This window comes from Rhodococcus sp. C-2 (assembly GCF_027854095.1).
Lineage (GTDB): Bacteria > Actinomycetota > Actinomycetes > Mycobacteriales > Mycobacteriaceae > Rhodococcus_F > Rhodococcus_F qingshengii.
The window spans coordinates 86406-110672 of the sequence record NZ_JAQGFI010000012.1; the positions used below are offsets into that span (position 1 = coordinate 86406).

Here is a 24267-nt window from a genome sequence, read left to right on the forward strand (position 1 = left end):
TCGCCTGTTCACTTCTCGTGTCAGCCCACTGCGCCCGGTGCGGCGACCTCGGTCAAACGGCCGTCCGAGAGCCTGAGCCAGCGTTCGACCTTGACCTCGGCCAGGAATCTCTCGTCGTGGCTGACCACCACGAACGCCCCCTGATATGCATTCAGGGCACTTTCGAGTTGAGCAACGCTCACCAAGTCGAGGTTGTTGGTCGGCTCGTCGAGAAGAAGCAGCTGCGGGGCCGGATCGGCGAAGAGAACGCACGCCAATGTAGCCCGCAGTCGTTCACCGCCCGAGAGTGCAGCGACGGGAAGATGAGCACCCGCACCCCGAAAGAGGAAGCGCGCCAGGATGTTCATGCGTTCCGGTGCCGGTAGGCCTGGAGCAGACAAGGCAAAGTTCTCTGCGACGGTGCGTGCGGGGTCGAGTAGGTCGAGCCTCTGCGACAGGTATGCCACTCGACCGTCGGCTCGCGTGATCTCACCGGAAGTCGGCGCCACATCCCCGTTGACGATGCGTAGCAACGTCGACTTTCCGACGCCGTTCGGCCCGGTCAACGCGATACGCTCCGGTCCTCGAATGGCCAGGTCGATTCCGGAGTCGGCGAAGATCGCATGATCACCGAACGCGAATTGCATTCGCTCACCGAGGAACACCGTCCGGCCGGCGGGTACATGTGTGCCAGGCAATTCGAGTGAAATCGTCTGGTCGTCTCGAAGAGCGCGGCCCGCTTTGTCGAGTCGGTCCTTCGCCGCGTCGACCCGGGCGAGGTGTGTCTCGTTGGCCTTGCCTGCCGACTCCTGAGCATTGCGCTTCATGGTCCCCGCAAAGATCTTGGGCAAGCCCGCGTTCCCGAGATTGCGGGCAGCGTTACTTGCGCGTCGCGAAGCACGTTCTCGGGCCTGCTGCAGTTCGCGCTTCTCGCGCTTGACCTCTTGCTCAGCGTTGCGGATGTTCTTCTCCACCACTTCGCGAGCCGAGCGTGCCGCGGCTTCGTAGTCGGTGAAATTGCCACCGTAGAAGCTGATCTCGCCGCTGTGAAGTTCGGCGATGCGGTCCATGCGGTCGAGTAGTCCTCGATCGTGACTGACCACCAACAGACAACCACTCCAGTCGTCGAGAACGTCGTAAAGCCTGCGGCGCGCGTCCAGGTCGAGGTTGTTGGTGGGTTCGTCGAGGAGAAGGACATCGGGGCGTCGCAGGAGTTGCGCCGCCAGTCCGAGCGAGACGACCTGCCCGCCGCTCAGAGTGTCGAGGCGACGATCGAACGTCATGTCGGCCAAACCGAGTCGACCGAGTTGGGCTCGCGTTCGTTCCTCGATATCCCAGTCGGAGCCGATTGTCGTGAAGTGTTCTTCTCGTGTGTCCCCGGATTCGACTGCGTCCAACGCAGCGAGCGTCGGGGCGATGCCCAAGACCTCGGCAATGGTCAGATCGCCCGTCAGTGGCAGGTCCTGCGGAAGGTATCCGAGAACGCCGTCGACGGACACACTGCCGGCGCGCGGCCGCAACTGGCCGGCGATCAATCTGAGCAGAGTGCTTTTCCCGACGCCGTTCTGGGCCACCAGCCCGGTTCGGCCGCCGGGCACGGTGAATGACAATTCGTCGAAGACCGGAGTGTCGTCCGGCCAGGCAAAAGACAGATTCGAGCAAACGATGTAGGTATCGGACATGAATAGACCTCAGGTGTTGTGCGGGCGCGGCAACGCTGCTCCGCGAAGAGTCGGGTAAGTGAACGACAACATGGCCACGACGGCAGCGCTCCGAGGCGTCTGCCGGTGGCCGTCATGCCCGGTTTTATCCGGAGATGTCGAGTTCACCAACCATGTCTGATCCTTTTTGGTCTGTGTTGTTTCATCCGACGATAACAGGAGCCGGTATCTACATACGAGCAATACCGGCGCAGAGAAGTTCGACCAGTCGTCGATACACCCGATCCGGGTCGGTGCCGGCCGGTTGTCCCTCTACCGATTCGAGGATGCAGAAGCCGTGCAGCGCACTGCGAAGAGACCACGCCGCCTGCTCCGAATCATCTGGGCTCAGACCGTATCCCGCGATCACCTTGTTGATGACGTCGACCACCTCGCCGACGGCGGAGACCAGATCGGGATGCGGAGCAGTGGGGTAGCGGTCGGTGATGGCGTAGAGCCCGGGGTGTACTCGGACGAACGCACGCCATGCGTCCGCGAGCGCCATGACGGCGTCGTCGCGCGAGAGACCGACCGCGGCGGCACGCAGTTGTTCGGCGAGAAGGTTGCGTGCGAGGAGGCTGAGTTGATGGTGGACGTCGTCGACCCCGTCGACGTGTTTGTACAGCGCTGACTGCCGGACGTCGAGGGTCTCGGCGAGTTGACTCAGTACCAGAGCGTCGGCGCCTTTGCTGTCGACCAGATCGGCTGCGGCAGCGATCACGCGTTCACGGGTAACCGGAGTTCTCATGCACGCATCTTCCCTGTATGACAGGCTTCGCGTCGGTGATACATTATCACCATGAGTGATGAAGTATCGCCACGCGAGCCGTCCGGCGATCAACTACGCCGTCGTGACCTGCGCGTAGTCGTCACCGGTGCATGCATCCTCGGGTTGACCTCGGTGCTCTACGAACTCTCAGGAGTGTCTCCGTCGACGGGTGCATTCTTTCGGTGTCTCTATGCGCTCATCCCTCTCGGCATGCTCGTGCTCGTTCAGCGTCGTCGGTCACCCCGGCCTGCGATCTCGGCGCCCTGGATCGTGAAGTCTCTACTTGCCGGCGCGTTCCTCGGAATCGATCTGGTGCTCTGGCACGAGTCGATTCATTCGATCGGGGCAGGTCTTTCGACTGTGATCCTGAATTTGCAGGTGCTGTTCGTCGCAATCCTCGGCTACGTTGTCCTGCGCCAACGGATCGGCCGGGAACTGGTCGCCAGCCTTCCGTTGCTCTTCGTCGGAGTTGCTCTGGTAGCCGGGACGAGCACAACGCTCACCGGGTCGAATCCTGCTGTCGGAGTGTCGTTTGCCGTGATCGCCGCAGGCGCGTACGCGGTCTACATCTTCCTCATGGGTCTGGCTACTCGGGCGGCGGGCAGAACGGCGTTGCCGATGTTCGTCTCGACGGGAGCCACTGCCCTCACGGCAGGTGCATACGGCCTCGTGAGTGGAACTTTGGATCTGACACCGTCACTCGTAGCTCAAGGTTGGCTTGTGCTGCTCGCGTTGGTATCTCAGGTGATCGGGTGGCTGCTGGTAGCCAGCGCCAGTCAGCGTCTGCCTGCCAGTGCAGTCGCCGCCAGCCTCGTGTTGCAATCGGCGTCAGCACTGTTGTTCGGCGCAGTGCTGCTTGCACAGACCCCAACTCTCGTCCAACTTGCGGGTGCCGGAATGATTTTGGCCGGAGTGGTTGTGGCGACGCGGATACCCGCGAAGAAATCCTCGACGACTGTTGTCGGAAAACGAATGGAGACAAGCGTATGACCACGGCGGCTGACCACATCTACATCAACGGCGACATCAGGGCCATGGACGGTGCGGTCGGCGATAACGCCACCGCTGTGGCAGTCAAGGACGGCAGATTTGTCGCCCTCGGAACTGACGCCGAGATCTCGGCGCTGACCGATTCCGAAACCTCCGTTGTCGATCTCGCCGGAGCGGTGGTTGTGCCGGGGTTCATCGAGACGCACCTTCATCCGATGATGTGGGGTTTGATGCTCAGTGGGGTCGACGCAACGACGAATACGTGCCCGACCATCGAGAAGTTGATCACGGCGTTGGCCGCGCGGGCCGCGATCACACCAGTTGGCGAGCCCATCGAAGCGTGGGGCTTCGACGACAGCCTCGTGGCGGAAGATCGAGGCCTGACCGTAGCTGATCTGGACAAAGCTTCCACCGAGCATCCGATCCTGGTGCGGCACTTGTCTGCTCACGGGATCTATGTCAACTCGGTCGCACTGGAGAAGGCCGGAATCGATGCCACCACGGTCGATCCGGAAGGTGGTGTCATCGTTCGGGACAGCGACGGTGTACCCACCGGTGAACTGTGCGAGGTTCCGGCGATGTCTCTGGTTCACGGACTTGTTCCGGATATGAACCCGGACGCGTCCAAGATCGCGATGCTGCGGGCGCAGGAAGTCATGGCGTCGGTGGGCGTGACGAGTTTCCACGACATGTACGTCACGGCCGAGATGTACGAGGCGTACCGGCAACTCGACGCCGATGGTGACTTGAGGCTGCGTGCGCGCCTCTATCTCGGCCACGGGGTGCACGATCAGTTGGGTGAACTCGCCGATTCGACAGACCGAGTTCGTGTGGGCGGCGTCAAACTCATTTCGGACGGGTCGATTCAGTTGCACACCGCTGCGCTGACCGCGCCGTACCACGATCTGGGCGGATGCCACTGCGGCGGAATGGCAATCCCGGCAGGTGCGCTCGGGGCACTCGTCGAGGAACATCACGCCGCCGGCCGACAGGTTGCGATTCATACCAACGGTGATCAGGCCATCGATTTTGCATTGGACGCAATTGCAGCGGCACGGACGGCGCACCCGGACATCGAAGTTTCGCATCGCCTCGAGCACGTTCAGACGTTGCGGGAAGATCAGATCGCGCGGATGGTCGAACTCGGGGTGGTGGCGTCGATCTTCGTGAACCACGTCTACTACTGGGGTGACCGGCACCGCGATCGTTTTCTCGGACCGGGTCGCGGCGAGCGGATCAGCCCCGTGGCGTCGGTCGTGGCGGCGGGGCTTGCCTACGCGCTGCATTGCGACTGCCCTGTCACTCCAGTGAACCCGCTCTTCACGATGAACACCGCCGTACATCGTGTGACGCGAGAAGGTCATGTTCTGGGTGCGGAGCAACGGGTTTCCGCGTCCGAGGCGCTGGCCGGCTACACAAGCGCAGCCGCTCGTCTCACCGGTGAGTCATCGGACAAAGGTCGGATAGTGGTGGGACTTTTGGCGGATTTTGTTGTGCTCGACGGAGATCCGCTGCGCAGCGAATCGACAGACTTGAATGAATTGTCGGTCCTGCGCACGGTTGTCGGAGGTGAGACCGTCTTCGGGGCGTAGATGCTCGTCGTTTTACCTTGGGATTGGGTGCCGGTAGTCAACTCCTTACCGGCTTCGCAACTGTAGATGCACGTGGGCCGGGGAGCGAATTTGCTTCCCGGCCCACAGCTTTGGATGCAGAACGGGCAGTCGCGATTCGATGGTCGGACAAAGTTATTGGTGGAGTGCTGGTTTCGGAGCGCGCGAGAGTTTGTCCTGGCCGGCCGATCCGGCGGGGCGCAGCGATCGATGGCGCCCGTGTCCGTGGCGCTAGTGGACGAAATGCGGGGGTCTCGAAACGGCTCGATCCTTCTGTTTGCTCGAGGGTCGCTGTTCTCGGCGAGTTCGTTCGTGGATTCCCGGACATACCAAGAGTAGCTAGAACTTGTTCTTGTTTGGATCGGAATGAATCGCCCGTTCGATCGCAGAACACTTTTTGGTAAATAGTTGCGATGCACAGCTAACTATTTCTAACGGTACTGGTCAGGGTGCAGAATTAGCCCTTGAGGGATGTCGAAATTCCTTCTGAACGTTTGACCAGTAAAACCGCCACAAAAGCTGATACGTGTGATAAAAATTGATCCGAAGCGGAGCGGTTGCTATGTATGAGCGAGGGCATGCACAGCGTCACGGTTCGGCTCGCAAGCTTTCTGCAACATGTTTGGCACCGATGGCGGATGTACCTCGTTCCGCCATCTCTTCACCCAATGCCCGGCAACGGGACAGACGAAATGAGTCTTCACATGCCTCGATTTTTCCCGGTCGGGGACGGACGAGAATCCCGTCTCCCCCGGCGCGCCACTGCTGTGTTGGCGGCTCTGCCGGCTGCACTGCTCCTCGCGACCTCGGGTGCGCTGCTTGCACCTGGTAGCGCCGCGGCCGCCCCGGGCGACGACATCACTGACCAGTGCCTGGAGATGTCCCAGAACGGTGGACCCTGGGTGAAGCCGGCGGCCTTCGATCCCAGTGGAACCGACTACATCCCGATCCCCGGTGACGAGGGCACGCAGTTGGCCTTTAACGTTCGTAATGTCTGCGACCTTCCTGCCACGCTCACTCTTTTCAGTGAGAGCTGGTCCGTCTCGGGCGGCGGCACTGCGACAGTGCGGGGCAAGCTCGACGGCCAGGTCGGCCAGCAGTTCGTGATCGGGCCGAATGCGAATTCGTCGACGCGGATCGAGCTGGTGAAAACGCCTCTCGCACAGAACGCCAACGTGATGGCTGGTTTCATGATTGGCATCCCTGCCGGCGAAGTTTTGCAGGGATACGAGATCAACCCCGGGTGGGGTCTCGTCCTGGTGGAGGGCGAGCCCGTCGTTGTTGCTCCCAGTGCGCCGACCGGTTTGACTCTGGGTTCGGCCGAAGTAGAGGCGGGCACACCCGTCAAGGTCTCCGGCAAGGCAGAGCCGAACAGTACCGTCACCGTGACCGGAGGCGGCGCCACCTGCACCGCCACCGCGGATACGAGTGGGAACTTCAGCTGCAACCTGACGATCACCACGCCCGGCAGTCATCCGATCACCGCCACTGCGACAAATGAGGGTGGGACCAGCCCGGCCTCTACCGCGGTGACGGTGAAGGTCACGGCGAAAACCACCGATCCAGGTGGCAGCAGCAGCGGTTCGCTCGGAAGCAGCACCGGTTCGCTCGGAAGTCTCGACCTGTTCGGCAGCCTCGGCGGATAACCACTCCGGCCCAACCGGCCACTTAGACCTCGCGATGCGCGGGGCGATCTCGACCATCTCCGCGCATCGCCAACCTTCTCGGTCACCGAATTCAATTCGGCGGCTTCATTTCCCATGCCCCTTCCTGGGGCTGTTTCACCGGAGTGCACATCCGCACGGCCCGGGCTCAACCAAGCGCGTCGGATGTCCCGCCGCGAACTGCACAGGAGGAATGCCAGATGAACAAGACCACAAAGGGTGCGATCGCCGCAGGTGCGGCTGCTGTTCTGCTCGCAGGTGGTGCCGGAACCATGGCTGCGTGGAACGCGTCGACCGGCGCTGGCGGAAGCCAGACCGTCAATGCCGGCTCGATGACGATCAGCGAAGCGGCCGGCTCCGGCGTATGGAAGCTCGGCGCGAACACGTTCAACCCGGCCAGCGACAAAATTGTCCCCGGTGACGTACTCACCTACACCGCCACGTACAACTACACCCTCGTCGGCACAAACCTGAAGGCGACGCTGACACCTACCGTCGGCGGAATCTCCGGGGCTCTCGCGAGCAAGCTGGAGGTCGCGACTGCCGGTGGTCAGAACGCGAGCGTCTCCGCGGGCACTGGCACGCGCGATATCACCACGACGATCACGTTCAAGCCGGACACCACCAACACGGACGGCGCTGGCCAGGCAGCCACGCTGTCGGGAGCCTCGGTCACCCTCGAGCAGACGCTCACCCCGTAGTTAATCCGTAACCAGAAGAAGGTCACGTGAAGACCCAATACAAATGGGCGATCGCAGCGTCGTCGGTTCTGCTCATCGGGTTCGTCTCGGTGCAGCAGACCGGCGCGCTGTGGCGCGATACCGCAGAATCGACCGGCGGCACTATCCAGGCAGGCATGCTCGATATCTCTGCCGGCGGAGAAGGGGTCAAGCAGTTCAACCTCGATGGGTTCAAGTTGGACAACAAGGGCCCGGGCGACAGCATTCAGATGCCACTGCCGGTGATCAACTCCGGCAACGTGCAGATGAACTACGTGCTTTCCGATGTTGTACTCAACGGCGCGACCCCACCGCCGCTGAGCCTGCGCGTGGCCAAGGTAGCCAACGAGGCGGCCTGCACCGCCACTGGCGACGTGGGCACTGAGCTCTACAACGGTGCCATGGACGGCGCGGCCTTTTCCGAACAGCTGGTTCCGGCCGGGCAGATGCAGGTGTTGTGCCTGCGGGCCACGCTGGGCCAGGGCGCGGCAGCGAGCCAGCAGTCCAACGCGACGTTCACTTTCGACGCAAGCTCAGTGAGCCAGTCATGACCGTCACCGCGAGAAGCCGGCGTGCAGGCGAACGTGCCGAGTATCGACCCCGGCACAGCGCACACGTGGAAACATCTGAGCGGCAACATGATCCCGAACAAGGCGGAGACGACAAGACCACCCTATGGTGGTGGACTCGCACCATCGTCTCGTGGGTACTGCTGCTGCTGATGGTCGGCATTCTCGCGGTGATGGTCGTTATCCCTCGACTCACCGGCTCCACCGCGTACACGGTTCTCACCGGTTCGATGGAACCGACCATGCCCCCTGGCACGCTCATCGTGGTCAAGCCGACCCCCAACGAGGATCTGACCACCGGGGACGTGATCACGTTCCAGCCCGTCTCCGGCGATCCAGCGGTGGTCACCCACCGCATCGAAGGCATCTATTACACGGGGGAAGGGGAGCGTCGCATCCACACTCGCGGCGACAACAACCCCGTCGCCGACTCGTGGTCGCTGGTGCCCGAGCAGATCCGTGGTCGGGTCATCTACTCGGTGCCGTATCTGGGCCGGGTGAACTCGGTGATCAACGGGCAATCGCGTTCGATTCTCACCACAGGCGTAGCTGCGGGCCTGGCTGTATATGCCGTGTGGATGGTCGTCAGTGGCATCCGCGACAAGCGGGGCAAGGCCGGTGACGACGAAAGTGGCACAGACCCGACTCTTTCCGGCCCTGAACTCGGCGCGCCGGTATTGCCCGCCGATCCATCGGCACCAACCTCCGAATCGAAATAGGACAGCAGAATGTCTACAGAACAGAAATCGGGCGGCGACGCGCGTCTCGGGGCGCGGATGCGAAGCCGTCTGGGCGAGACCGGTTGGATACGGACCCGGGCCGTGCTCTCACTGGGCATGGTCCTGGGCCTCGGAGCGGTCGGCACGATGGCGGCGTGGTCCGACAGCGCTACTGCGACCACCGGCATGTTCAGCACTTCGTCGGTCCAGCTGAAAGTCGACAACCAGCGGCCCGCACACCAATTCACCGAACTCAAGCGCAACAGCATGCTGCCAGGCCAGAGTGAGGCTGGGGCATTGACGGTTCAGAACACCGGAACTGCCAACTTCCAGTGGGCGGTATCGGCAACGGCCACGGGTTCGTCCGCGCTGATCGGGAAGCTCAAGGTTTCCCTACATCAGACCGGCGCCAACGACGGCAGTACCTGTTCAGGACCGATCATCGGGACGCAGCAAGCGTTCTCCGGGAACCCGACACTCGTCTCTGGCCGATCACTCGCTGCCGGTGTTTCGGAGCAGGTGTGCATCAAGGTGACCGTCGATTCGACCGCGGGTCAGACGGAGCAGTTCAAGATCGCCGATCTGGGCTTCAACTTCACCGCAACGGGGCAGTGATCATCGCGATGGACAGCACCGATGAGGAGGTGAGCGTGGGACGCAGTCGTGGCAAGGAAATTGCCTTGAATGTGGCTGCGGTCGCCGGGCTCATCTGCATAATCGCCACTCTCGCGTCCCTGATATTCGGGATCAAACCACTGGTGTTTCGCTCGGGTTCGATGGAACCTGCAATTTCCACCGGTGCGCTGGCGCTGGCGAAGACCGTGCCTGCAACTGAATTGGCTGTCGGCGACGTGATCAGCGTCGACAACGACCAAGGCGTGCGCATCACCCACCGCGTGGTCGAACTCGAATCGGCAGGAGCGGACACCGTGCTCGCCACGCTCAAGGGCGATGCCAACAATGTGGCTGATCGACTGCCCTACACCATCACCGAGGCCGACCGAGTGTTCATCAGCGTCGGCGGGCTCGGCTATGTCGTTGCTTGGCTTTCCAGCCCGCTCGCAACCTTCCTTGGCGGCGGATTGGTAGGCGCGGTGCTGGTCATCGCATTTGGACGAACTAAAGACCGGCGTCTGGAGAATGCCCGCGCCGCCACTACAAATGACGCCCGCGTCGATGCTGACGAAACCTGCGGGGAGCTTCAGGAGGCTCATAATGATTGAAATGCGACGGGCTAGCACCCGCATGAAGTCGCTGCGGTCGTTGATCGCTGTCGGCGGCGCTGCTGCAATGGCTTTCGGTCTGGCTCAGGCCACTGGGACGTTGGCAAATCCAACTGACGTAGTCAATTCGACTGGCGCACAGGTGGCGACGGGCAACTTCTATCCGACGCCGCTGACCGCAAGTATCGGGTGCTCGACCTCAGGTTCTGTCACGAGCCAGCGTGGAAACCCCTATTGGAGCGCTGTACCCGGGGCAACGGGTTACAAGGTCGAACTGATGAACAGAAGTAACAACACCGTCAAGGACACAAGGACCTTCACCGCTACGCAACTTCAGTGGTCGAGCGTATCTGACTCGGATCGCTCGGGACTTTACATCAGGGTCTACACCATAAATGGCCCGATGACCTCGTCGGGATATACAACCGGCGCCGGCATGTCTTTCAAAGACTGGGTTAGTGGTCGCACCGCGTGCGAGGGTAGTTCGAGCACAAGCAAGCCAAACCAGGCTTGGGAGAACGTCTCCACCTGGGATCCGAGCACCCCGGCGCCGAACGGCGCGAACCCTCTGAGCAGGATGCAGGCCGAAGCGATGGTTGCGACCGAGCCGGAAGCTGTCGAGTCGGAATCGACCACCTCACAAGCTCCGTCGACGAGCGAGACCGCCTCTCCGACAACGCCTACCGAGCCGACGAGCACAACCGAGGCCCCGACCACCACGACGACACCGAACACGACAACCTCGGCACCGACTACGCCGGGAACCACGTCGCCGGAGACTTCTCCGACAGCGGACCCGAAGCCGGTGCTTACTGACACAGTCGAGAATGGTGGTCTCACCGGAGGCTGGACCGCGGGTGGAAACAAGGTTGCGGTCGTCGACGCCGACGGCAACGAACTCGCAAGCGGCCGTGTCGAATCGGGTTCCACTCTGCACTGGTACAACGGCCAGTTGTGGATTGTGGGGGCAACCGAGGTCTACCGCATCATGGAGTCGCCGCAGGACGGCACGTGGAAGTTCTACAAGGACAGCGGGCAGAACATGCCTGACTTCGGGTAGCGGCTCATCACTCGACCTCTCGACTGTGCCCCCGGGTCTCCGGACCCGGGGGCACGGCCAACAGTTTGTTGATCGGTGCGAGATCGAAATAGTCACGCCATGCCACAATTTTCGAGTCCATGATCTCGAAGATTCCCATGACCGGCAGGACTACGTGTTTGTCGCCGAGGTCGAATCGGTCGGTCCGTTCGTTGAGTACGGTCGCACCGTTGGCGGACTGGTGATGAATCGTGAATTCGATCCCACCGAAGGCCGAGATGAAGCCTTCCAGGAAAGTCAGGATCTCGACGCGTCCGACGATCGGTTCCATCGGAATATTATGGTATACAGCATCTTCACTGAAATACGATGCGATTGTCTCGGCACTACCGAGCTTCCACTCGGCGCAGAAGGCAGTGACCAGTTCTTCGGGGCTCATGGTGTGACCTCACGACAGGGTGAGACGTTCAGGTGCAAGCTTTGATGGCGGCGCACGAACATGCTGGGGACCCAACGGGGTGGGGATTCGGAATCGATTGTGAAGTGCGCACTGTTTTCGAGAAGGACTGCGATCGCGATCTTTGCTTCCAGACGAGCCAGCGCGGCCCCGACACAGAAATGTGCTCCTTTGCCGAAGGCGAAATGTGCTCGGGGATTGACTCTGTCGAGGTTCATCACCTGTGGTTCGACGAACGACTCGGGGTCGCGGTTCGCCGAACCCCACAGCAGTATGAGATGACTGCCGGCGGGCAGTGTCATGCCACCGAGTGTCGTGTCCGCGTTGACATGTCGGTGATGTCCGCGAAAGGGTGACTCGAGCCTGAGCGTTTCTTCCAGGAACGCGCCCACGAGTAGAGGGTCCTCGCGCAGCTGCGTCTGAATCTCAGGGCGCTCGGCGAGCAACCGTGCAGAGTTGGCGATCAGTCCGGCGGTCGATTCGCCACCCGCACCGACGAGTTGCACCAACATCAGCACGGCCACGTCTTCGCTGAGTTCGCCTGCGTCACAGCAACGGACGAGGTCTCCGAGTAGATCATCCACCGGGTGAGCCCGTGCGTCACGAAACTTGCTGTAGAGGTACCCGGTGAGTTCGGCCGCCGAGGTGACGACGCCTGTCAAACGCTCCGACGTCACGATGCCGCTGAGAAGTTCGGTGCTGTCGTACGACCACGCCAGCAATTGGGGGACGTCGTGTGCCGGCAGGCCGATCAGCGTGGCAACCATCTGCAGCGGCAGCGTGTCCGCTACCGACGTGACCCATTCGATCCTTCGACCGTCGAAGCCGTTGTCCCACAACTGCTGCGTGTACTCGGTCATCACCGGCTCGAGTGCTCGTATACGTTTGGCGACCAGTGTCGGCAAGACAAGTTTGCGCTGGTGTTGATGGTCGGGCTCGTCGGCAGTCGCGAGAACGTGAACAGCTTGGCCGCCGCCGTTCATGTCGAAGGTCACGGCCGAACCGTCCGGTGTACGAACCAGCACGCCGGTGAGGTTGTTAGAGAAGTCGTCGGTACGGGAAACGGCTTCGGTGACCAATTCCCACGTGGACACCAGATAGAAGTCGGTATCAGGAATGCGGTACACGGGGTGCTCGCGCCGGAGTACGTCGTATAGCGGGTACGGGTCGTCGATGTTCGACGGCAGGAAAGGGTTGATGTCGAGCGTCGATGGTGTCACGAAGGGAAGATTTCACGGCCGTCGAGGAGAAGTCAACAGGTGGAAAATGCCTCTGAACTGGCATTTTGAGAAAATCTCACGCACTTCAACCCCCTCGTACTTCTCCCAGGTCAGAGGCTCGCGGCCTTCCGTAGCCTTGAGATTTCTGATTGAATCTGTCTCAGAGTGAGACGAGGTGACGGAGAGTGACCGGTGCAAACGAGCGCCGCGCCGCCGACTGGTTGGCCGGCGGTAACCGCCGTGAACTCGCAACCGAGCGCATCTTCGCGGCTGCGGCAGAGCTGATTCGAGAACAGGGATTCGATCGGTTCAACGCCGACGACGTCGCTGCCCGCGCAGGCTGTTCGAGGGCAACGCTCTACCGCTACGTAGGTGGCAAGTCCGCGATCCGCGAGGGGTTGTTGTCACGAGGCGCGGCATCCGTGGCGAGCCAGGTCGCAACTGCCGTCGAATCACTGCACGGCGACGAGCGCATCGTGGAGTCGATCCTCGTCGCCGTCGACGCGATCAGATCCGACGCTGCCATGAGCCACGGCCTTGCGGCAGCGCGGGCCAACGGAATCGACGAGTATCTCGTGTCCTCGCCGTTGCTCCCGCGTACTGCACTGGAACTTGCAGGATTGGATCCTGAAGGTCAAGAGTCGCAGTGGGTGGTTCGGATCGTGTTGATGCTGTTGGCGTGGCCTCTTGCAGACAGGGCCGCCGAACGAGGGATGGTCGAGTCGTTCATCTACTCCTGAGCGGGATTCCGTGTTCGTGAACGGTGCATCGGATCGTCGCTGCTGTAGACGGTTCGGTTCATTGCTTCATTCCTCGGCTCGGTACTCTGAGCGTGTCCGCTGCCGCGAAGGAGAGAGTCACGATGGTCGTACGCAGGCCCCGCGACCGTAAGCAGCAGATTCTTGCGGCTGCAGGTGAGCTTTTCCGTGAGCACGGTTATCACAACGTGTCTGTCGCTCAGGTGGCTGCTGCAGTTGGAATCACGGCACCTGCGCTCTATCGGCACTTCAAGAACAAGCCGGATCTCCTCTACGCCGCGGTCAACGCAGGCATCGAATCGCTCTACGATCGGGTCGCAGGTGCCGAGGATCTGAAAACACTGATCACCGAACTTGCGGCATCGGTGTCCAAACGTCGGGGTCTGTCGCTCCTGTGGCAGCGAGAGGCACGCTATCTGCCTGACGAGCAACGTGAGGAAATGCGTTCGACCCTCAAGAGTGCAGCTTCGCGCGATGCAGCGCTGATCCGAATTGAGCGTCCCGACCTCGACGAGGAAGACAGCTATCTGCTCGCCTGGGCTGTCATCGCAGTCTTCAACAGTGTGTCTTCGCATCGAGTGTCCTTGCCGAGGCGTCAGATGGAACTGCTGCTTGTCGAGTTGGCAGACCGCGCTGCATACGCGGAACTGGGTCGCTCAGAAGTGAAAGTCGTGGCGGCAACGGGTCACCTGCCCGTTGTGATACCCAGACGTGAACTCTTGTTGACCGAAGCAATTCGGCTGTTCGACGAGCGTGGATATCAAGCAGTCAATACCGAGGACATCGGTGAGGCTGCAGGAACGACAGGCCCGAATGTGTACAACCACTTCGATGCCAAGATCGACCTGCTGATCTCCGCGGTCTCGAGGGGCGGCGAGCGTCGCCGGCTCGGCGTTGCACAGGCTCTCGGCGCCGCAACCGGCCCGGAGGACGCGCTGTCCGGATTGCTTGCCGCACATATCGATTTCGCGATCAACGAGCGTCATTTGATCGGGTTGTTGATCAGCGAACTCGACCAATTACCGGACAAGTTCCGCCGCACGTGTGAACAGAATCAACGTGAGTACGTCGCGCTATGGGTCAAGATGCTCGAAGAAGTCCGTCCGGGCCTCGAGTCCGCCACCGCCAGGATCACCGTCAATGCCACTTTGACAGTTGTGGAGAACGCCGTCCGAATCGGCCGGCTTCGCCGTCGCGACGACCTGTCGGACAGACTCTTCGAGATCGGCTGCGCCCTGCTGCTGGGCGCATGAAAAATTCGGGTAAGCGCCACGGGCGGCGGATCGACTCACGAAACTGATCGGAGACGTCATGCGTTTCGACGCAACAGAACTGACGATCGAGGAGCTTGCTCTTCAGGCTGAAGTGCGGGAGTACCTCGACAAGCGACTCACCCCCGGTACCTACTCGCTCGGACTCGGGATGGCCGGGGCGGTGGATCCGGTGTTCTCGCGAGATCTGGGTCGACGTGGGTGGCTCGGCATGTCGCTGCCGAAGGAATACGGCGGGGGCGGACGGTCAGCAGTGGATCGATTGGTCGTCGTCGAAGAACTTCTCGCGCGGGGAGCGCCGGTCGGCTATCACTGGATCGGAGACAGACAGTCGGGTCCGAGCATCGCCGCCAACGGCACGGAAGAACAGAAGCGGTACTTCCTTCCCGGTATCGCGAGCGGTGAGTTCTCGTTCTCGATCGGGATGAGTGAGCCCGACTCGGGTTCGGACCTGGCATCGGTGCGCACTCGCGCCGAACGTGTCGATGGTGGCTGGAAAGTCAACGGCACCAAGATCTGGACCACCGGCGCCTTCCATGCCACACACATACTCGCCCTGCTTCGAACCTCGGCAGACAAGCACAACGGACTCACTCAGCTGATCGTCGATCGCGACAGCGAGGGTCTGACCGTCTCACCCATTCCGTTCATCGACGGTAGTGAGGACTTCTGCGAGGTGTCGTTCCAGGATGTTTTCGTGCCGGATTCGCGTCGCCTCGGAGACGTCGGAGCGGGCTGGGGACAAAACACCGGTGAACTCGCACTCGAGCGAGGTGGCGTCGACCGTTGGATGTCGCTGATGCCGGTCCTCGAGAACTTCGCGGCCAACCAAGCAGCGCAAGGCGGTCCAGCTGCCCTCGCCGATCTGGGCTCGATTACCGCACGCTGCTGGGCTTTTCGCGGGATGTCGCTGTCCATCGCACGGATGGTCGACGCCGGTCGCTCGCCGGTCACGGAGGCCGCGCTGATCAAGGAGATGGCAACACGCTTCGAACAGGACTGTGTTGCGACCGTCGCGCGGCACCTCGGCCGGGCTCCGGACCTTGCATCCGACGATCCGTACGAGTCGCTGCTCGCCCGGGCCGTGCTGGTGGCGCCGTCGTGGTCGATTCGCGGCGGTACAAACGAAATTCTCCGCACCGTAATCATGAAAGGGTTGGACCGATGAATTCGGGGTCACAGATCAACGCGTACACATTCGACGCCGACCTCGAATCGATGGTCGAGCAATTTTTCGCCGAGAAGTCCGGCACCGAGGTGGTAGCGCAGGCGGAGATCGGCGGTCTGCCCGCCGGATTATGGAGCGCGGCAGTCGAACTAGGGTTACCTCTGGTCGGTCTTCCCGAATCGGTTGGTGGTTCCGGTGGCTCGCTCCTCGACGCCGTGACTGTCCAGCGCGCGGCGGCGAGGCACGCTGCGCCGCTGCCGCTCGCCGAGACGTACCTCGCGGGCAGGCTGGCAACAGCGGGCGGGTTACCCGTGCCCTCCGGAATCGCAACGGTCGCCCCGGGTTCGCCGCGCGACGATGTGCGCCGGACCGACGACGGTTTCCTGTCGGGAACCTTTCACGACGTGCCGTGGGGTAGTGCCGCATCAGTGCTGGCAGCAGTTCTCGGTGATCGCGTCGTACTCCTTGACATCTCCGACGCCGAGATCGGTGGCGGGACGGATCTTGCGGGGCAACCGCGTGAGAGCCTGACGTTCTCCGAAGCGCGGACCATTGACGGCGACAACCCGGTCGATGCCCGGATTCTCAGCAAGCTCGGCGCGTTCTTGCGCTCGGTGCAGATGTCGGGAGCGATGGAGTCGGCGTCGACGTTGACCCGGCGCTATGTGTCCGACCGGGTGCAATTCGGTAGGCCCGTCGCGCAGTTTCAAGCAGTCCAGCAGCATATCGTGACGCTTGCTCAGATGGCTTCGATGTCCACGCTGGCCGTCGATCGCACTGCACATGCACTCATCAGAGGCGACGCCGACTTCGAAGTGAGCGCAACCAAATTGGTGGTTTCGCAGAATGCGCTCGTGAGCGTCCGCGCCGCCCACCAGGCACACGGTGCAATCGGCATGACCCGCGAATACCGATTGCAACAACTGACGCGTCGACTGCACGCCTGGCGATCGGAGTTCGGCGACGAAATCGCGAGTGCGACGCAACTAGGAGAGGCCGTAGCGGCGTCGCCGTCACTGCACCGCTTGATCACCGACCCAGAACCGACATTGAAGCTGTAATCCTGACCGTCGTAAAGGATTACGTTGCGTTGCAACGAAGATCGCGCTTCAGCACCTTGCCTGCTGCCGACAGCGGCAATGCATCGACGAATTGGAAAGTGCGCGGAGATTTGTATCCGGCTATCAGCGTTTTCACGTGAGCGCGCAGTTCGTCGGCGTCGGCGTCGAAACCATGCCGAAGGACGACCACGGCATGGACACGCTCGCCCCACTGGGCATCGGGCAGACCGATCACGGAACAGGCCGCGACGGATTCGTGTTGTGCCAGAGCATTTTCGACCTCGGTGGAGTAGACGTTCTCGCCACCGGTGACGATCATGTCCTTGATGCGATCGACGATGAACAGGTAACCGCGGGCGTCGAGGTATCCGGCGTCGCCGGTATGCATCCACCCGTCGCGGAGCACTTCTGCGGTCTCCTTCGGTTTGTTCCAGTATCCGAGCATGACGTGGCTGCCGAACGTGACGATTTCGCCCACCTTGCCGGGTGGGAGTTCCGAGCCGGCCGGATCGACGATTTTCACCTCGCAATGAGGGAGCGCGCGACCAGCGCTGCGGAGGAGATCACCACCTTCGAGGTGATCGGCTGGACTCAGCATGCTGATGTGCGCGGTTTCAGTCATCCCATAGCCCTGAGCGAAGGAACTGTTGGGGAACATTTGCATGACCTGCCCGAGAAGCGTCGGAGATATGGGCGAGGCGCCGTATCTCAGGATCCTGACGCTGGACAGATCGTAGGTGGTTGCGTCTTCGCCCGTTTCGTTTTTGTGGGCGACCAACATCTGGAGCATTGTCGGCACCAGACCCACGGTTGTCGGGCGATAGCGGTCCACGGCCTCGAGGAACGTCCGTGGGCTGAAGTTCGCTACGAAGACCTGGGTTCCACCCATCAGCGACTGAGCCAACCATCCGACGATCCCGGCAATGTGAAACAGAGGGTTCACCGCGAGGTTCGTTCCGTTGCTGATTGCCACGCCGCCTGCCGCGAGAGTGCCCAGCGCCGAGGTCATCAGCGCTTGATGGCTGATCATCACGCCCTTCGGCACTCCGGTGGTCCCGCCGGTGTAGAGGAGTAGTGCAAGCGTGTCGCCGCCGACGCGCAGATCGTCGACCGGAATCGCCTCCGCGATCACCTGTTCGTAGTCGAGCATTCCGTCCGGAACTCGGTCGTTGCCGCAGTAGACGACAGTGGTCAGGCCTGGACACGCCTCGCGAAGGGTAGATCCGACGGAAGCAAAATTCTCGTCCACGAGTAATACCGTCGACCCTGAATCTTCCAGGGCGTACCTGATTTCCGCCGTGCTCCAGCGAGAATTGACCGGACTGGCCACTGCTCCGAACCACCAGCAGGCCAGGAGCGCCTCGTGGTAGTAGTCGGAGTTCGATGCCAAGATCGCGACTCTGTCACCGGTGTGCAGGCCTAACGTCTGCAGCCCGCCCGCGAGCCTCTTGATCCGGTCGACCGATTCGCGAGACGTGCGCACTCGGCCATCGGAGATCGTCATCACCGCTTCGGGCGACGCTCGTAGGGATCGGTGAACGAATTGAGTCAGCTGCATGCGATTCCTCCTGCGAGTGTGCGGCGAGTGCTCTGACTCGGATCAGTTCCGGCACTGATGCTATTGGCCTGACAATTGCCCTCACCCACCGCCTGAAATCATGCCCCACTCCGGTGCAATCTAGACGATTGTCCAGTTAACTCTGACGATTCCATCCTGCCGTGGGGTGATTTCTGCGAGAGTGTCGAACATGCGAGCAATCCTGGTAGCCGGTATGAGTGCGTTCGTGGCGGTCGTCTCGGCGCCCTCTGCCGGCGCCGAAACGACTACGAACCAAGTGCGCTCGTTTTCCGAGACCACGTCAGTCGGGGTCCACAATTCCTACGAGAAGGCGACGTTTCCGTACTTCGCCGACGCTTTGGATTCCGGGGCGTCGTTGCTCGAGCTGGACCTGTGGACCAACGGGGGCGGTCCGGACTGGCGTGTGTCGCACATGAATCCGGTGGCGAGCGAGAGCAACTGCGTCGGCGCTCAGGACGCATCCGGGTTGCGAAGCGGTCTACGAGATCAGGGATTCCGTGGATGCCTGGCAGATATGCGGGCGTGGCACGAGGCCAATCCCGAGCACCCGCCGGTGATGATCAAGTTGGAAATCAAGGACGGGTTCACTGCCGGGTACGGACGTGGGCCCGCGGATCTCGACGCCCTGATTCTCGGGACACTCGGAGACGCGGTTTTCACGCCGGCCGATTTGATGGGGGAGTCCTACTCCACCCCGGATGCCGCCGTCACCGAGCGTGGATGGCCGAGCAATTCCGAAATGACCGGGAAATTTCTGTTCGAGCTGATACCGGGAACGATCGAGGAGGGAAACCCTCTCGATACGGAGTGGACGGACCGGCAGTATGCGACGCACCTGCGAGATCTGTCCTCCGCCGGGCTCGTCGAACTCAGCGCCGCCTTTCCCGCTGTTCACCGTGCATCACCGGGAGACCCACGTCTCGACCGCTATACCGACCCGGGGATCCGTCCGTGGTTCGTGATTTTCGACGGCGACGCTCTCGACTACACCGCCGGAGTCGTGGATCCGAGTTGGTACCACGATCGCGGCTACCTGCTCGTCATGACCGACGCGCACAAGGTCGCTCCGCAGATCGACGGAACCCATGCCACCGAAACCGAGGCGAGCGAGCGTCTCGACCTGTTGGCCGGGCAGCACGCAAGTTACATCACCGCGGACTGGTCGAGGTTGCCGAACGTACTGTCCACCGTGGTGCCGCGTCGGTGATTTTCGAAAGGCCGGATCGTGAAGAGCGAGATCTGACGGGCGGCAATTCTCAGGAACAGGGTGCAGGATGGGTTCATGCGCACTGTCACGTGGAATCCCGAAGTCTACGGCCGCTATTCGGGTGAGCGGTCACGCCCGTTCGTGGACCTGGTGTCACGGGTGGCCACCGAAGACCCGACGCGGGTAGCCGACCTCGGCTGCGGATCAGGCACCCTGACCGCGATGCTCGGGGAAAGATGGCCGGACGCCTCGGTATCCGGATTCGACTCGTCTCCCGAAATGGTCGCGCAGGCCCCTACAGACCTACCGGGAAACGTCACCGTCGAGTTGGGGGACATCATGTCCTTCGACGCCACCGGTTACGACGTGGTCGTCAGTAACGCTGCATTGCAGTGGGTTCCGAGCCATCGCGAGCTGATCGACCAGTGGACGGACACCCTGGAATCCGGATCGTGGCTGGCGTGGCAGGTGCCGGGTAACTTCGATGCTCCGTCCCATGCGCTCATGCGAGATCTCGCGGAATCAGCGGAATGGAGTGAGCGACTGGGTGGCGTCCTACGCGGCCCGGAAGGCGTCGACAGTCCAGTTCAGTACGCGCAGCGTCTCCAAGAACACGGATTCGACGTCGACGCCTGGGAGACGACGTACGTACACGTGCTGGCAGGTGCCGACCCGGTGCTCGGATGGGTACGGGGGACGGGGTTACGACCCGTGCTCGACGTTCTCGGCGAAGCTGACGCTCCGGAGTTCGAGCGTCAGTATTCCGATCTGCTGAGGGAGGCCTACCCCGCAACAGCCGCCGGAACGCTCTTTCCGTTCCGGCGGGTGTTCTGCGTCGGACGCAAACGGTAACTACTCGGCTGGGTTGCGGTCAGCCGATCACTGCGCCGTGACAAAGCCTTCCGAGACCAGCCAGTCGCGGGCCACGTCCGCCGGCTCCTTGCCGTCGACGTCGACCTGCCGGTTGAGCTCGGTCATCACCTCGTTGGTCAGTCGCTCCGAGATCGGTGCCATGACTTCTGCTACCTGCGGATGTGCTTCCGCGAAGTCCTTTTTCATCACCAGTGCCGGATTGTATTTCGGGAAGAACTGGAGATCGTCGTCGAGCAGAACGAGATCAAGTGCGATGATGCGACCGTCGGTGGTGAACACCTCGCCGAACTTGCACTGATCGCCATCGGCCGTCGCCTGGTAGATGATGCCGGTCTGCAGGATCTGGCGTTGGGCACGAGAGGCGTCGAAACCGTATTTCGCTGCCAGGCCGGGATATCCGTCCTGGCGGACGTTGAACTCGGTCTCGACGCACGTCACCGCAGCTCCGGGATCGGATTCGACCAACTTCGCGTAGTCGGAAACGGTCTTGACACCGGTCTTCTCAGCGGTCTCCTTGCTCATCGCCAATGCATACGTATTGTTCATCGGCGCCGGATCGGTCCACACCATGTCGTTCGCAGCAAGGTCCGCATCGCGGACGGCCTCGAACTGCGCCTGCGAATCGGGAAGCGGTGTCTCGTTGCCGAGGTAGTTGATCCAGCCGGTTCCGGTGTATTCGTACGCAAGATCGATCTGGCCGTTCAACTGTGCGTCACGGGTGCTGTTCGAGCCCTGGATGTTCGTGAGATCTCGAACATCCGCGCCCGCAGCGGCCATCGCGAATTCGATGACGTACCCGAGCACGATCTGCTCGGTGAAGTCCTTGGAGCCGACGGTCATCTTCACACCCTCGAGCTCCGGAACCGGCTCGATGCTGCCGGGGCCGACGGCCAGGGGCAGTGCGCCACCGGACTCGAGACCACACGAAGCGACAAGTGTGAGGCCGATCGTGGCAACCGCGAGTTTCCAGCCCCACGTTCTGGTGATCGAAGTCTTGGTCATCGCAATCCCTTGGGCCCGAGATAAGTTTCGGCGAGCGCGCCGAGCCAGTCGATCAGCAAGGCCAGCGACACCGCCAGTACGGCACCGACAACGAGGGTGACGTTGTCGCGGAGCTTGTATCCGGTGTCGATCAGAATGCCGAGTCCGCCGGCACTGACCAGGAAGCACAGCGTCGCGGTACCGACGGCCAGAACGAGCGAAGTACGCAGTCCTGCAAGGATGTACGGGACGGCCATCGGGAATTCGAGTTGACGCAGGACCGTGAGCGAAGACATTCCCTGCCCGCGCCCGGCATCGATCAAGGTCTTGTCCACTTGCTGGTAGCCGAGGATGGTGTTGCGCAGCACCGGAAGCAACGAATAGAACGCGATGGGAAACACGCCGATCCAGAAGCCGGTCGTTCTTGTCGCGAGATAGAACAGCACGAGCAGGCCGATGGCAGGCGCTGCGGCTCCGATGTTGGCTATCCCCACGAAGAACGGTGCCAGCCGGGTGAATTTCGGCCTGGTCAGCAGGGTTCCGAGTGGAACTGCGATGGCGACGACGATGATGACCACGGCGGCCGTGATCAGTACGTGCTGCCAGGTCAGTGTGACGATGTTGTCGAGATTGATGCTCGCCTTCTGCGTCGCGTTGAGATCTCGGCTGAATGCCCAGATCAACACGCCCGCAACCAGGATCAGGACGATGACCGGCTGGACATACAGTCGCATCCGTTCCGCACGGCGCGTGGCGGCGTTCTCGGCCGCACCCAGATCGGGGGCGTCCGGTTCCATCTCAGGCGCGGAGACGCGCTCCTCTGTCGTGGCAGTCATGTTCAACCCTCGACGTTCTCGGTGTCTGGCTCTTCGTCGTGGTCGTGCGCATGCTCCTCGCGCATTTCGGAAAGATGGCTGACCAGTGTGTCGATGGTGATGAGACCGACGTACTCGCCACGCCGTCCGGTGACCACGGTGGACGCATTGCTCTCTGCGAGAAGAGCTTCCAACGCATCCTGCAGGGTGGACTGGATGGACACGGCTTCGCCGATCTCGTTACCGACACCTCGAAGAGTCGACGCATGGGCGAGGTGGCCGGGCGAGACCCAGCGAAGCGGCCGTCCGCGCTGATCGAGAATCAGGGCCCACTTCCACTTACGCGCTGCGAGTGCGGTTCTCAAATCATCGACCGAATCGGTTTCGCGGGCGGTGAGGCACTGCTTGAGTTTGATCTGGCGCACGCGAGTCAGGGTCAGCTGCTTGAGCGAGGCGTCCGCCCCGACAAATCCCGCGACCATGTCGTTTGCGGGATTGGCGAGAATCGCTTCCGGAGTGTCGTACTGCATGATGCTGGACTGATTGCCCAGCACGGCAATACGGTCACCGAGTTTGACTGCCTCGTTGAAATCGTGCGTGACGAAGACGATGGTCTTACCCAACTCCGACTGCAGACGCATCAGTTCGTCCTGGAGCAGGCCGCGGGTGATCGGATCGACGGCACCGAAAGGTTCGTCCATCAACAGCACCGGAGGATCGGCAGCCAGCGCCCGCGCCACGCCCACACGCTGTTGCTGCCCGCCGGACAATTGGCGAGGGTAGCGGTCGCGATAGGTATCGGGATCGAGGCCTACGAGGTCGAGCATCTCGTCGGTGCGCGCTGCGATACGTTTCTTGTCCCAACCGATCAGACCCGGGACAGTCGCGACGTTCTTCGCAATCGTGAAGTGCGGGAACAAGCCTGCCTGCTGGATCGAGTACCCGATGCCACGGCGGAGCTTGTCCGGGTCGATCGACAGCGCGTCCTTGCCGTCGATGGTGATCTTGCCGGAGGTAGGTTCGATCAGGCGGTTGATCATGCGCATCGTCGTTGTTTTGCCGCAACCCGAAGGTCCGACGAAGACCACGATTTCACCGGCCGGAACAGTCAGCGAAACATTGTCCACCGCTGCAGCTTTCTGGCCCGGGTACCGCTTGGTGACGGACTCCAGGACGATCTCGACCCCGGATACCTTCTGATCTGTGGATACGTCAGACGGAATGGTTTCAGTCATTGCAGCCCCTTCGAAGTAGTGAGACGACCGATGACGACGTAGATTCCGTCGAGAATCAGAGCGAGAATGACGATCAGTACGGTGCCGACCAGCGCTTGCGGAACAGCATTCGGGCTACCGACACGCGAGAGTCCGGAGAAGATCAGGTTTCCCAGACCAGGACCTTTGGCGTACGCCGCGATGGCGAGGATGCCCATGAGCATCTGTGTACTGACCCGCATGCCGGTGAGGATCGACGGCCACGCGATCGGTAGCTCGATTCGACTCAGTACGTGCATGCGATTCATTCCGACACCGCGGGCTGCGTCCGTGATCGCCGGGTTGACTGCATCCAGACCGATGATCGTGTTCCGAATGATCGGGAGCAGGGCATACAAGATCAACGCGGTGATCGTGGGAGCGACGCCGAGACCGAGAATCGGAATGAGCAGTCCGAGGAGGGCGAATGAAGGAACCGTCAGGATCGTGCTGGCCAACGCCGTAGCGATGGAGGATCCCGCCGGGCTCCGGTAGACGAGAATGCCGATGATCACGGCGGCAATCGTCGCGATGATCACGGACTGGATAACTGCTGAAACATGTAGGTACGAGTCGGTCATCAATTGTTGTCGTCGTGCAACGACAAAATCCCATAGGGCGCCCATATTTCCGAACCCACTTT

Annotated in this window: 25 protein-coding genes; 15 read left to right on the plus strand and 10 right to left on the minus strand. The window is 61.7% G+C overall.

Annotated features, from left to right (window positions below; all coding sequences use genetic code 11):
• Positions 1-20: 20 nt before the first annotated feature.
• Entirely contained in the window at positions 21-1661 is a 1641-nt protein-coding gene (locus PCS43_RS24385; RefSeq protein WP_151098192.1) for an ABC-F family ATP-binding cassette domain-containing protein, read from the minus strand.
• A 208-nt stretch (positions 1662-1869) separates the two neighbouring features.
• The gene (locus PCS43_RS24390) at positions 1870-2427 is read right to left on the minus strand and encodes a TetR/AcrR family transcriptional regulator (protein ID WP_003940110.1); all 558 of its coding nucleotides are present in this window, start codon (positions 2425-2427) and stop codon (positions 1870-1872) included.
• Between the two features lie 51 nt (positions 2428-2478).
• On the opposite strand from PCS43_RS24390, the gene PCS43_RS24395 reads away from it, so the two are divergent.
• The 8 genes from PCS43_RS24395 (at position 2479) to PCS43_RS24430 (ending at position 9942) form a co-directional block, all read left to right on the plus strand.
• Positions 2479-3438 carry a DMT family transporter gene (locus PCS43_RS24395; RefSeq protein WP_151098191.1) on the plus strand — a complete coding sequence of 320 codons (960 nt, stop codon included), beginning with the start codon at positions 2479-2481 and terminating at the stop codon, positions 3436-3438.
• Entirely contained in the window at positions 3435-5030 is a 1596-nt protein-coding gene (locus PCS43_RS24400) for an amidohydrolase (RefSeq protein WP_209909785.1), read from the plus strand. The genes PCS43_RS24395 and PCS43_RS24400 overlap by 4 nt, the downstream gene beginning before the upstream one ends.
• 722 nt (positions 5031-5752) lie before the next feature.
• On the plus strand, positions 5753-6694 hold the full coding sequence (locus PCS43_RS24405; protein WP_003939877.1) for an Ig-like domain-containing protein: 942 nt from the start codon (positions 5753-5755) through the stop codon (positions 6692-6694).
• A gap of 218 nt (positions 6695-6912) precedes the next feature.
• Positions 6913-7413 carry an alternate-type signal peptide domain-containing protein gene (locus PCS43_RS24410; protein WP_003939763.1) on the plus strand — a complete coding sequence of 167 codons (501 nt, stop codon included), beginning with the start codon at positions 6913-6915 and terminating at the stop codon, positions 7411-7413.
• A gap of 26 nt (positions 7414-7439) precedes the next feature.
• Positions 7440-7982: a hypothetical protein gene (locus PCS43_RS24415; RefSeq protein ID WP_019745195.1), complete on the plus strand. Its 543-nt coding sequence runs from the start codon at positions 7440-7442 to the stop codon at positions 7980-7982.
• Between the two features lie 65 nt (positions 7983-8047).
• Positions 8048-8719, plus strand: coding sequence for a signal peptidase I (locus PCS43_RS24420; protein WP_223304718.1), 672 nt, complete (start codon positions 8048-8050; stop codon positions 8717-8719).
• 9 nt (positions 8720-8728) lie between these two features.
• The gene (locus tag PCS43_RS24425) at positions 8729-9334 is read left to right on the plus strand and encodes a SipW-dependent-type signal peptide-containing protein (protein WP_021332053.1); all 606 of its coding nucleotides are present in this window, start codon (positions 8729-8731) and stop codon (positions 9332-9334) included.
• 8 nt (positions 9335-9342) lie between these two features.
• Positions 9343-9942, plus strand: coding sequence for a signal peptidase I (locus PCS43_RS24430; protein WP_042453547.1), 600 nt, complete (start codon positions 9343-9345; stop codon positions 9940-9942).
• Between the two features lie 384 nt (positions 9943-10326).
• Here PCS43_RS24430 and PCS43_RS24435 read toward each other — a convergent pair whose 3' ends face one another.
• Complete coding sequence (locus tag PCS43_RS24435; RefSeq protein ID WP_245361488.1) at positions 10327-10761, minus strand: hypothetical protein; 435 nt, start codon at positions 10759-10761, stop codon at positions 10327-10329.
• Here PCS43_RS24435 and PCS43_RS24440 point away from each other — a divergent pair.
• Positions 10748-11002 carry a hypothetical protein gene (locus PCS43_RS24440; RefSeq protein WP_225320132.1) on the plus strand — a complete coding sequence of 85 codons (255 nt, stop codon included), beginning with the start codon at positions 10748-10750 and terminating at the stop codon, positions 11000-11002. The two genes, PCS43_RS24435 and PCS43_RS24440, sit on opposite strands and share 14 nt — an antisense overlap.
• Positions 11003-11009: 7 nt before the next feature.
• Here the strand turns inward: PCS43_RS24440 and PCS43_RS24445 are convergent, their stop codons facing one another.
• Positions 11010-11420 carry a limonene-1,2-epoxide hydrolase family protein gene (locus PCS43_RS24445; RefSeq protein WP_065455228.1) on the minus strand — a complete coding sequence of 137 codons (411 nt, stop codon included), beginning with the start codon at positions 11418-11420 and terminating at the stop codon, positions 11010-11012.
• Positions 11417-12658 carry a cytochrome P450 gene (locus PCS43_RS24450; RefSeq protein WP_209909781.1) on the minus strand — a complete coding sequence of 414 codons (1242 nt, stop codon included), beginning with the start codon at positions 12656-12658 and terminating at the stop codon, positions 11417-11419. Before PCS43_RS24450 ends, PCS43_RS24445 begins: the two co-directional genes overlap by 4 nt.
• Positions 12659-12843: 185 nt before the next feature.
• Between PCS43_RS24450 and PCS43_RS24455 the strand changes: the two genes are divergently transcribed.
• The 4 genes from PCS43_RS24455 (at position 12844) to PCS43_RS24470 (ending at position 16916) form a co-directional block, all read left to right on the plus strand.
• Complete coding sequence (locus tag PCS43_RS24455; protein ID WP_007731448.1) at positions 12844-13398, plus strand: TetR/AcrR family transcriptional regulator; 555 nt, start codon at positions 12844-12846, stop codon at positions 13396-13398.
• A gap of 122 nt (positions 13399-13520) precedes the next feature.
• Complete coding sequence (locus PCS43_RS24460) at positions 13521-14669, plus strand: TetR/AcrR family transcriptional regulator (RefSeq protein WP_178377370.1); 1149 nt, start codon at positions 13521-13523, stop codon at positions 14667-14669.
• 58 nt (positions 14670-14727) lie between these two features.
• Complete coding sequence (locus PCS43_RS24465; protein WP_021332062.1) at positions 14728-15855, plus strand: acyl-CoA dehydrogenase family protein; 1128 nt, start codon at positions 14728-14730, stop codon at positions 15853-15855.
• A complete protein-coding gene (locus PCS43_RS24470; RefSeq protein WP_030535203.1) occupies positions 15852-16916 on the plus strand; it encodes an acyl-CoA dehydrogenase family protein in 1065 nt (354 codons plus the stop codon). Before PCS43_RS24465 ends, PCS43_RS24470 begins: the two co-directional genes overlap by 4 nt.
• Before the next feature lie 19 nt (positions 16917-16935).
• Here PCS43_RS24470 and PCS43_RS24475 read toward each other — a convergent pair whose 3' ends face one another.
• Positions 16936-18474 carry an acyl-CoA synthetase gene (locus PCS43_RS24475; protein WP_042922333.1) on the minus strand — a complete coding sequence of 513 codons (1539 nt, stop codon included), beginning with the start codon at positions 18472-18474 and terminating at the stop codon, positions 16936-16938.
• A 190-nt stretch (positions 18475-18664) separates the two neighbouring features.
• Between PCS43_RS24475 and PCS43_RS24480 the strand changes: the two genes are divergently transcribed.
• Positions 18665-19702, plus strand: a complete 1038-nt coding sequence (locus tag PCS43_RS24480; RefSeq protein ID WP_073513616.1) for a phosphatidylinositol-specific phospholipase C domain-containing protein — start codon at positions 18665-18667, stop codon at positions 19700-19702.
• 75 nt (positions 19703-19777) lie between these two features.
• Positions 19778-20554, plus strand: coding sequence for a trans-aconitate 2-methyltransferase (locus tag PCS43_RS24485; RefSeq protein WP_054825167.1), 777 nt, complete (start codon positions 19778-19780; stop codon positions 20552-20554).
• A gap of 27 nt (positions 20555-20581) precedes the next feature.
• On the opposite strand, the gene PCS43_RS24490 is transcribed toward PCS43_RS24485, so the two are convergent.
• The 4 genes from PCS43_RS24490 to PCS43_RS24505 are packed head-to-tail and all read right to left on the minus strand — an operon-like array spanning position 20582 to position 24250.
• Positions 20582-21577, minus strand: coding sequence for a glycine betaine ABC transporter substrate-binding protein (locus tag PCS43_RS24490; RefSeq protein WP_003939988.1), 996 nt, complete (start codon positions 21575-21577; stop codon positions 20582-20584).
• The gene (locus PCS43_RS24495; RefSeq protein WP_003939758.1) at positions 21574-22392 is read right to left on the minus strand and encodes an ABC transporter permease; all 819 of its coding nucleotides are present in this window, start codon (positions 22390-22392) and stop codon (positions 21574-21576) included. Before PCS43_RS24495 ends, PCS43_RS24490 begins: the two co-directional genes overlap by 4 nt.
• Before the next feature lie 2 nt (positions 22393-22394).
• Positions 22395-23606: an ATP-binding cassette domain-containing protein gene (locus PCS43_RS24500; protein ID WP_007731456.1), complete on the minus strand. Its 1212-nt coding sequence runs from the start codon at positions 23604-23606 to the stop codon at positions 22395-22397.
• The gene (locus PCS43_RS24505) at positions 23603-24250 is read right to left on the minus strand and encodes an ABC transporter permease (protein WP_019745160.1); all 648 of its coding nucleotides are present in this window, start codon (positions 24248-24250) and stop codon (positions 23603-23605) included. Before PCS43_RS24505 ends, PCS43_RS24500 begins: the two co-directional genes overlap by 4 nt.
• Positions 24251-24267 lie beyond the last annotated feature (17 nt).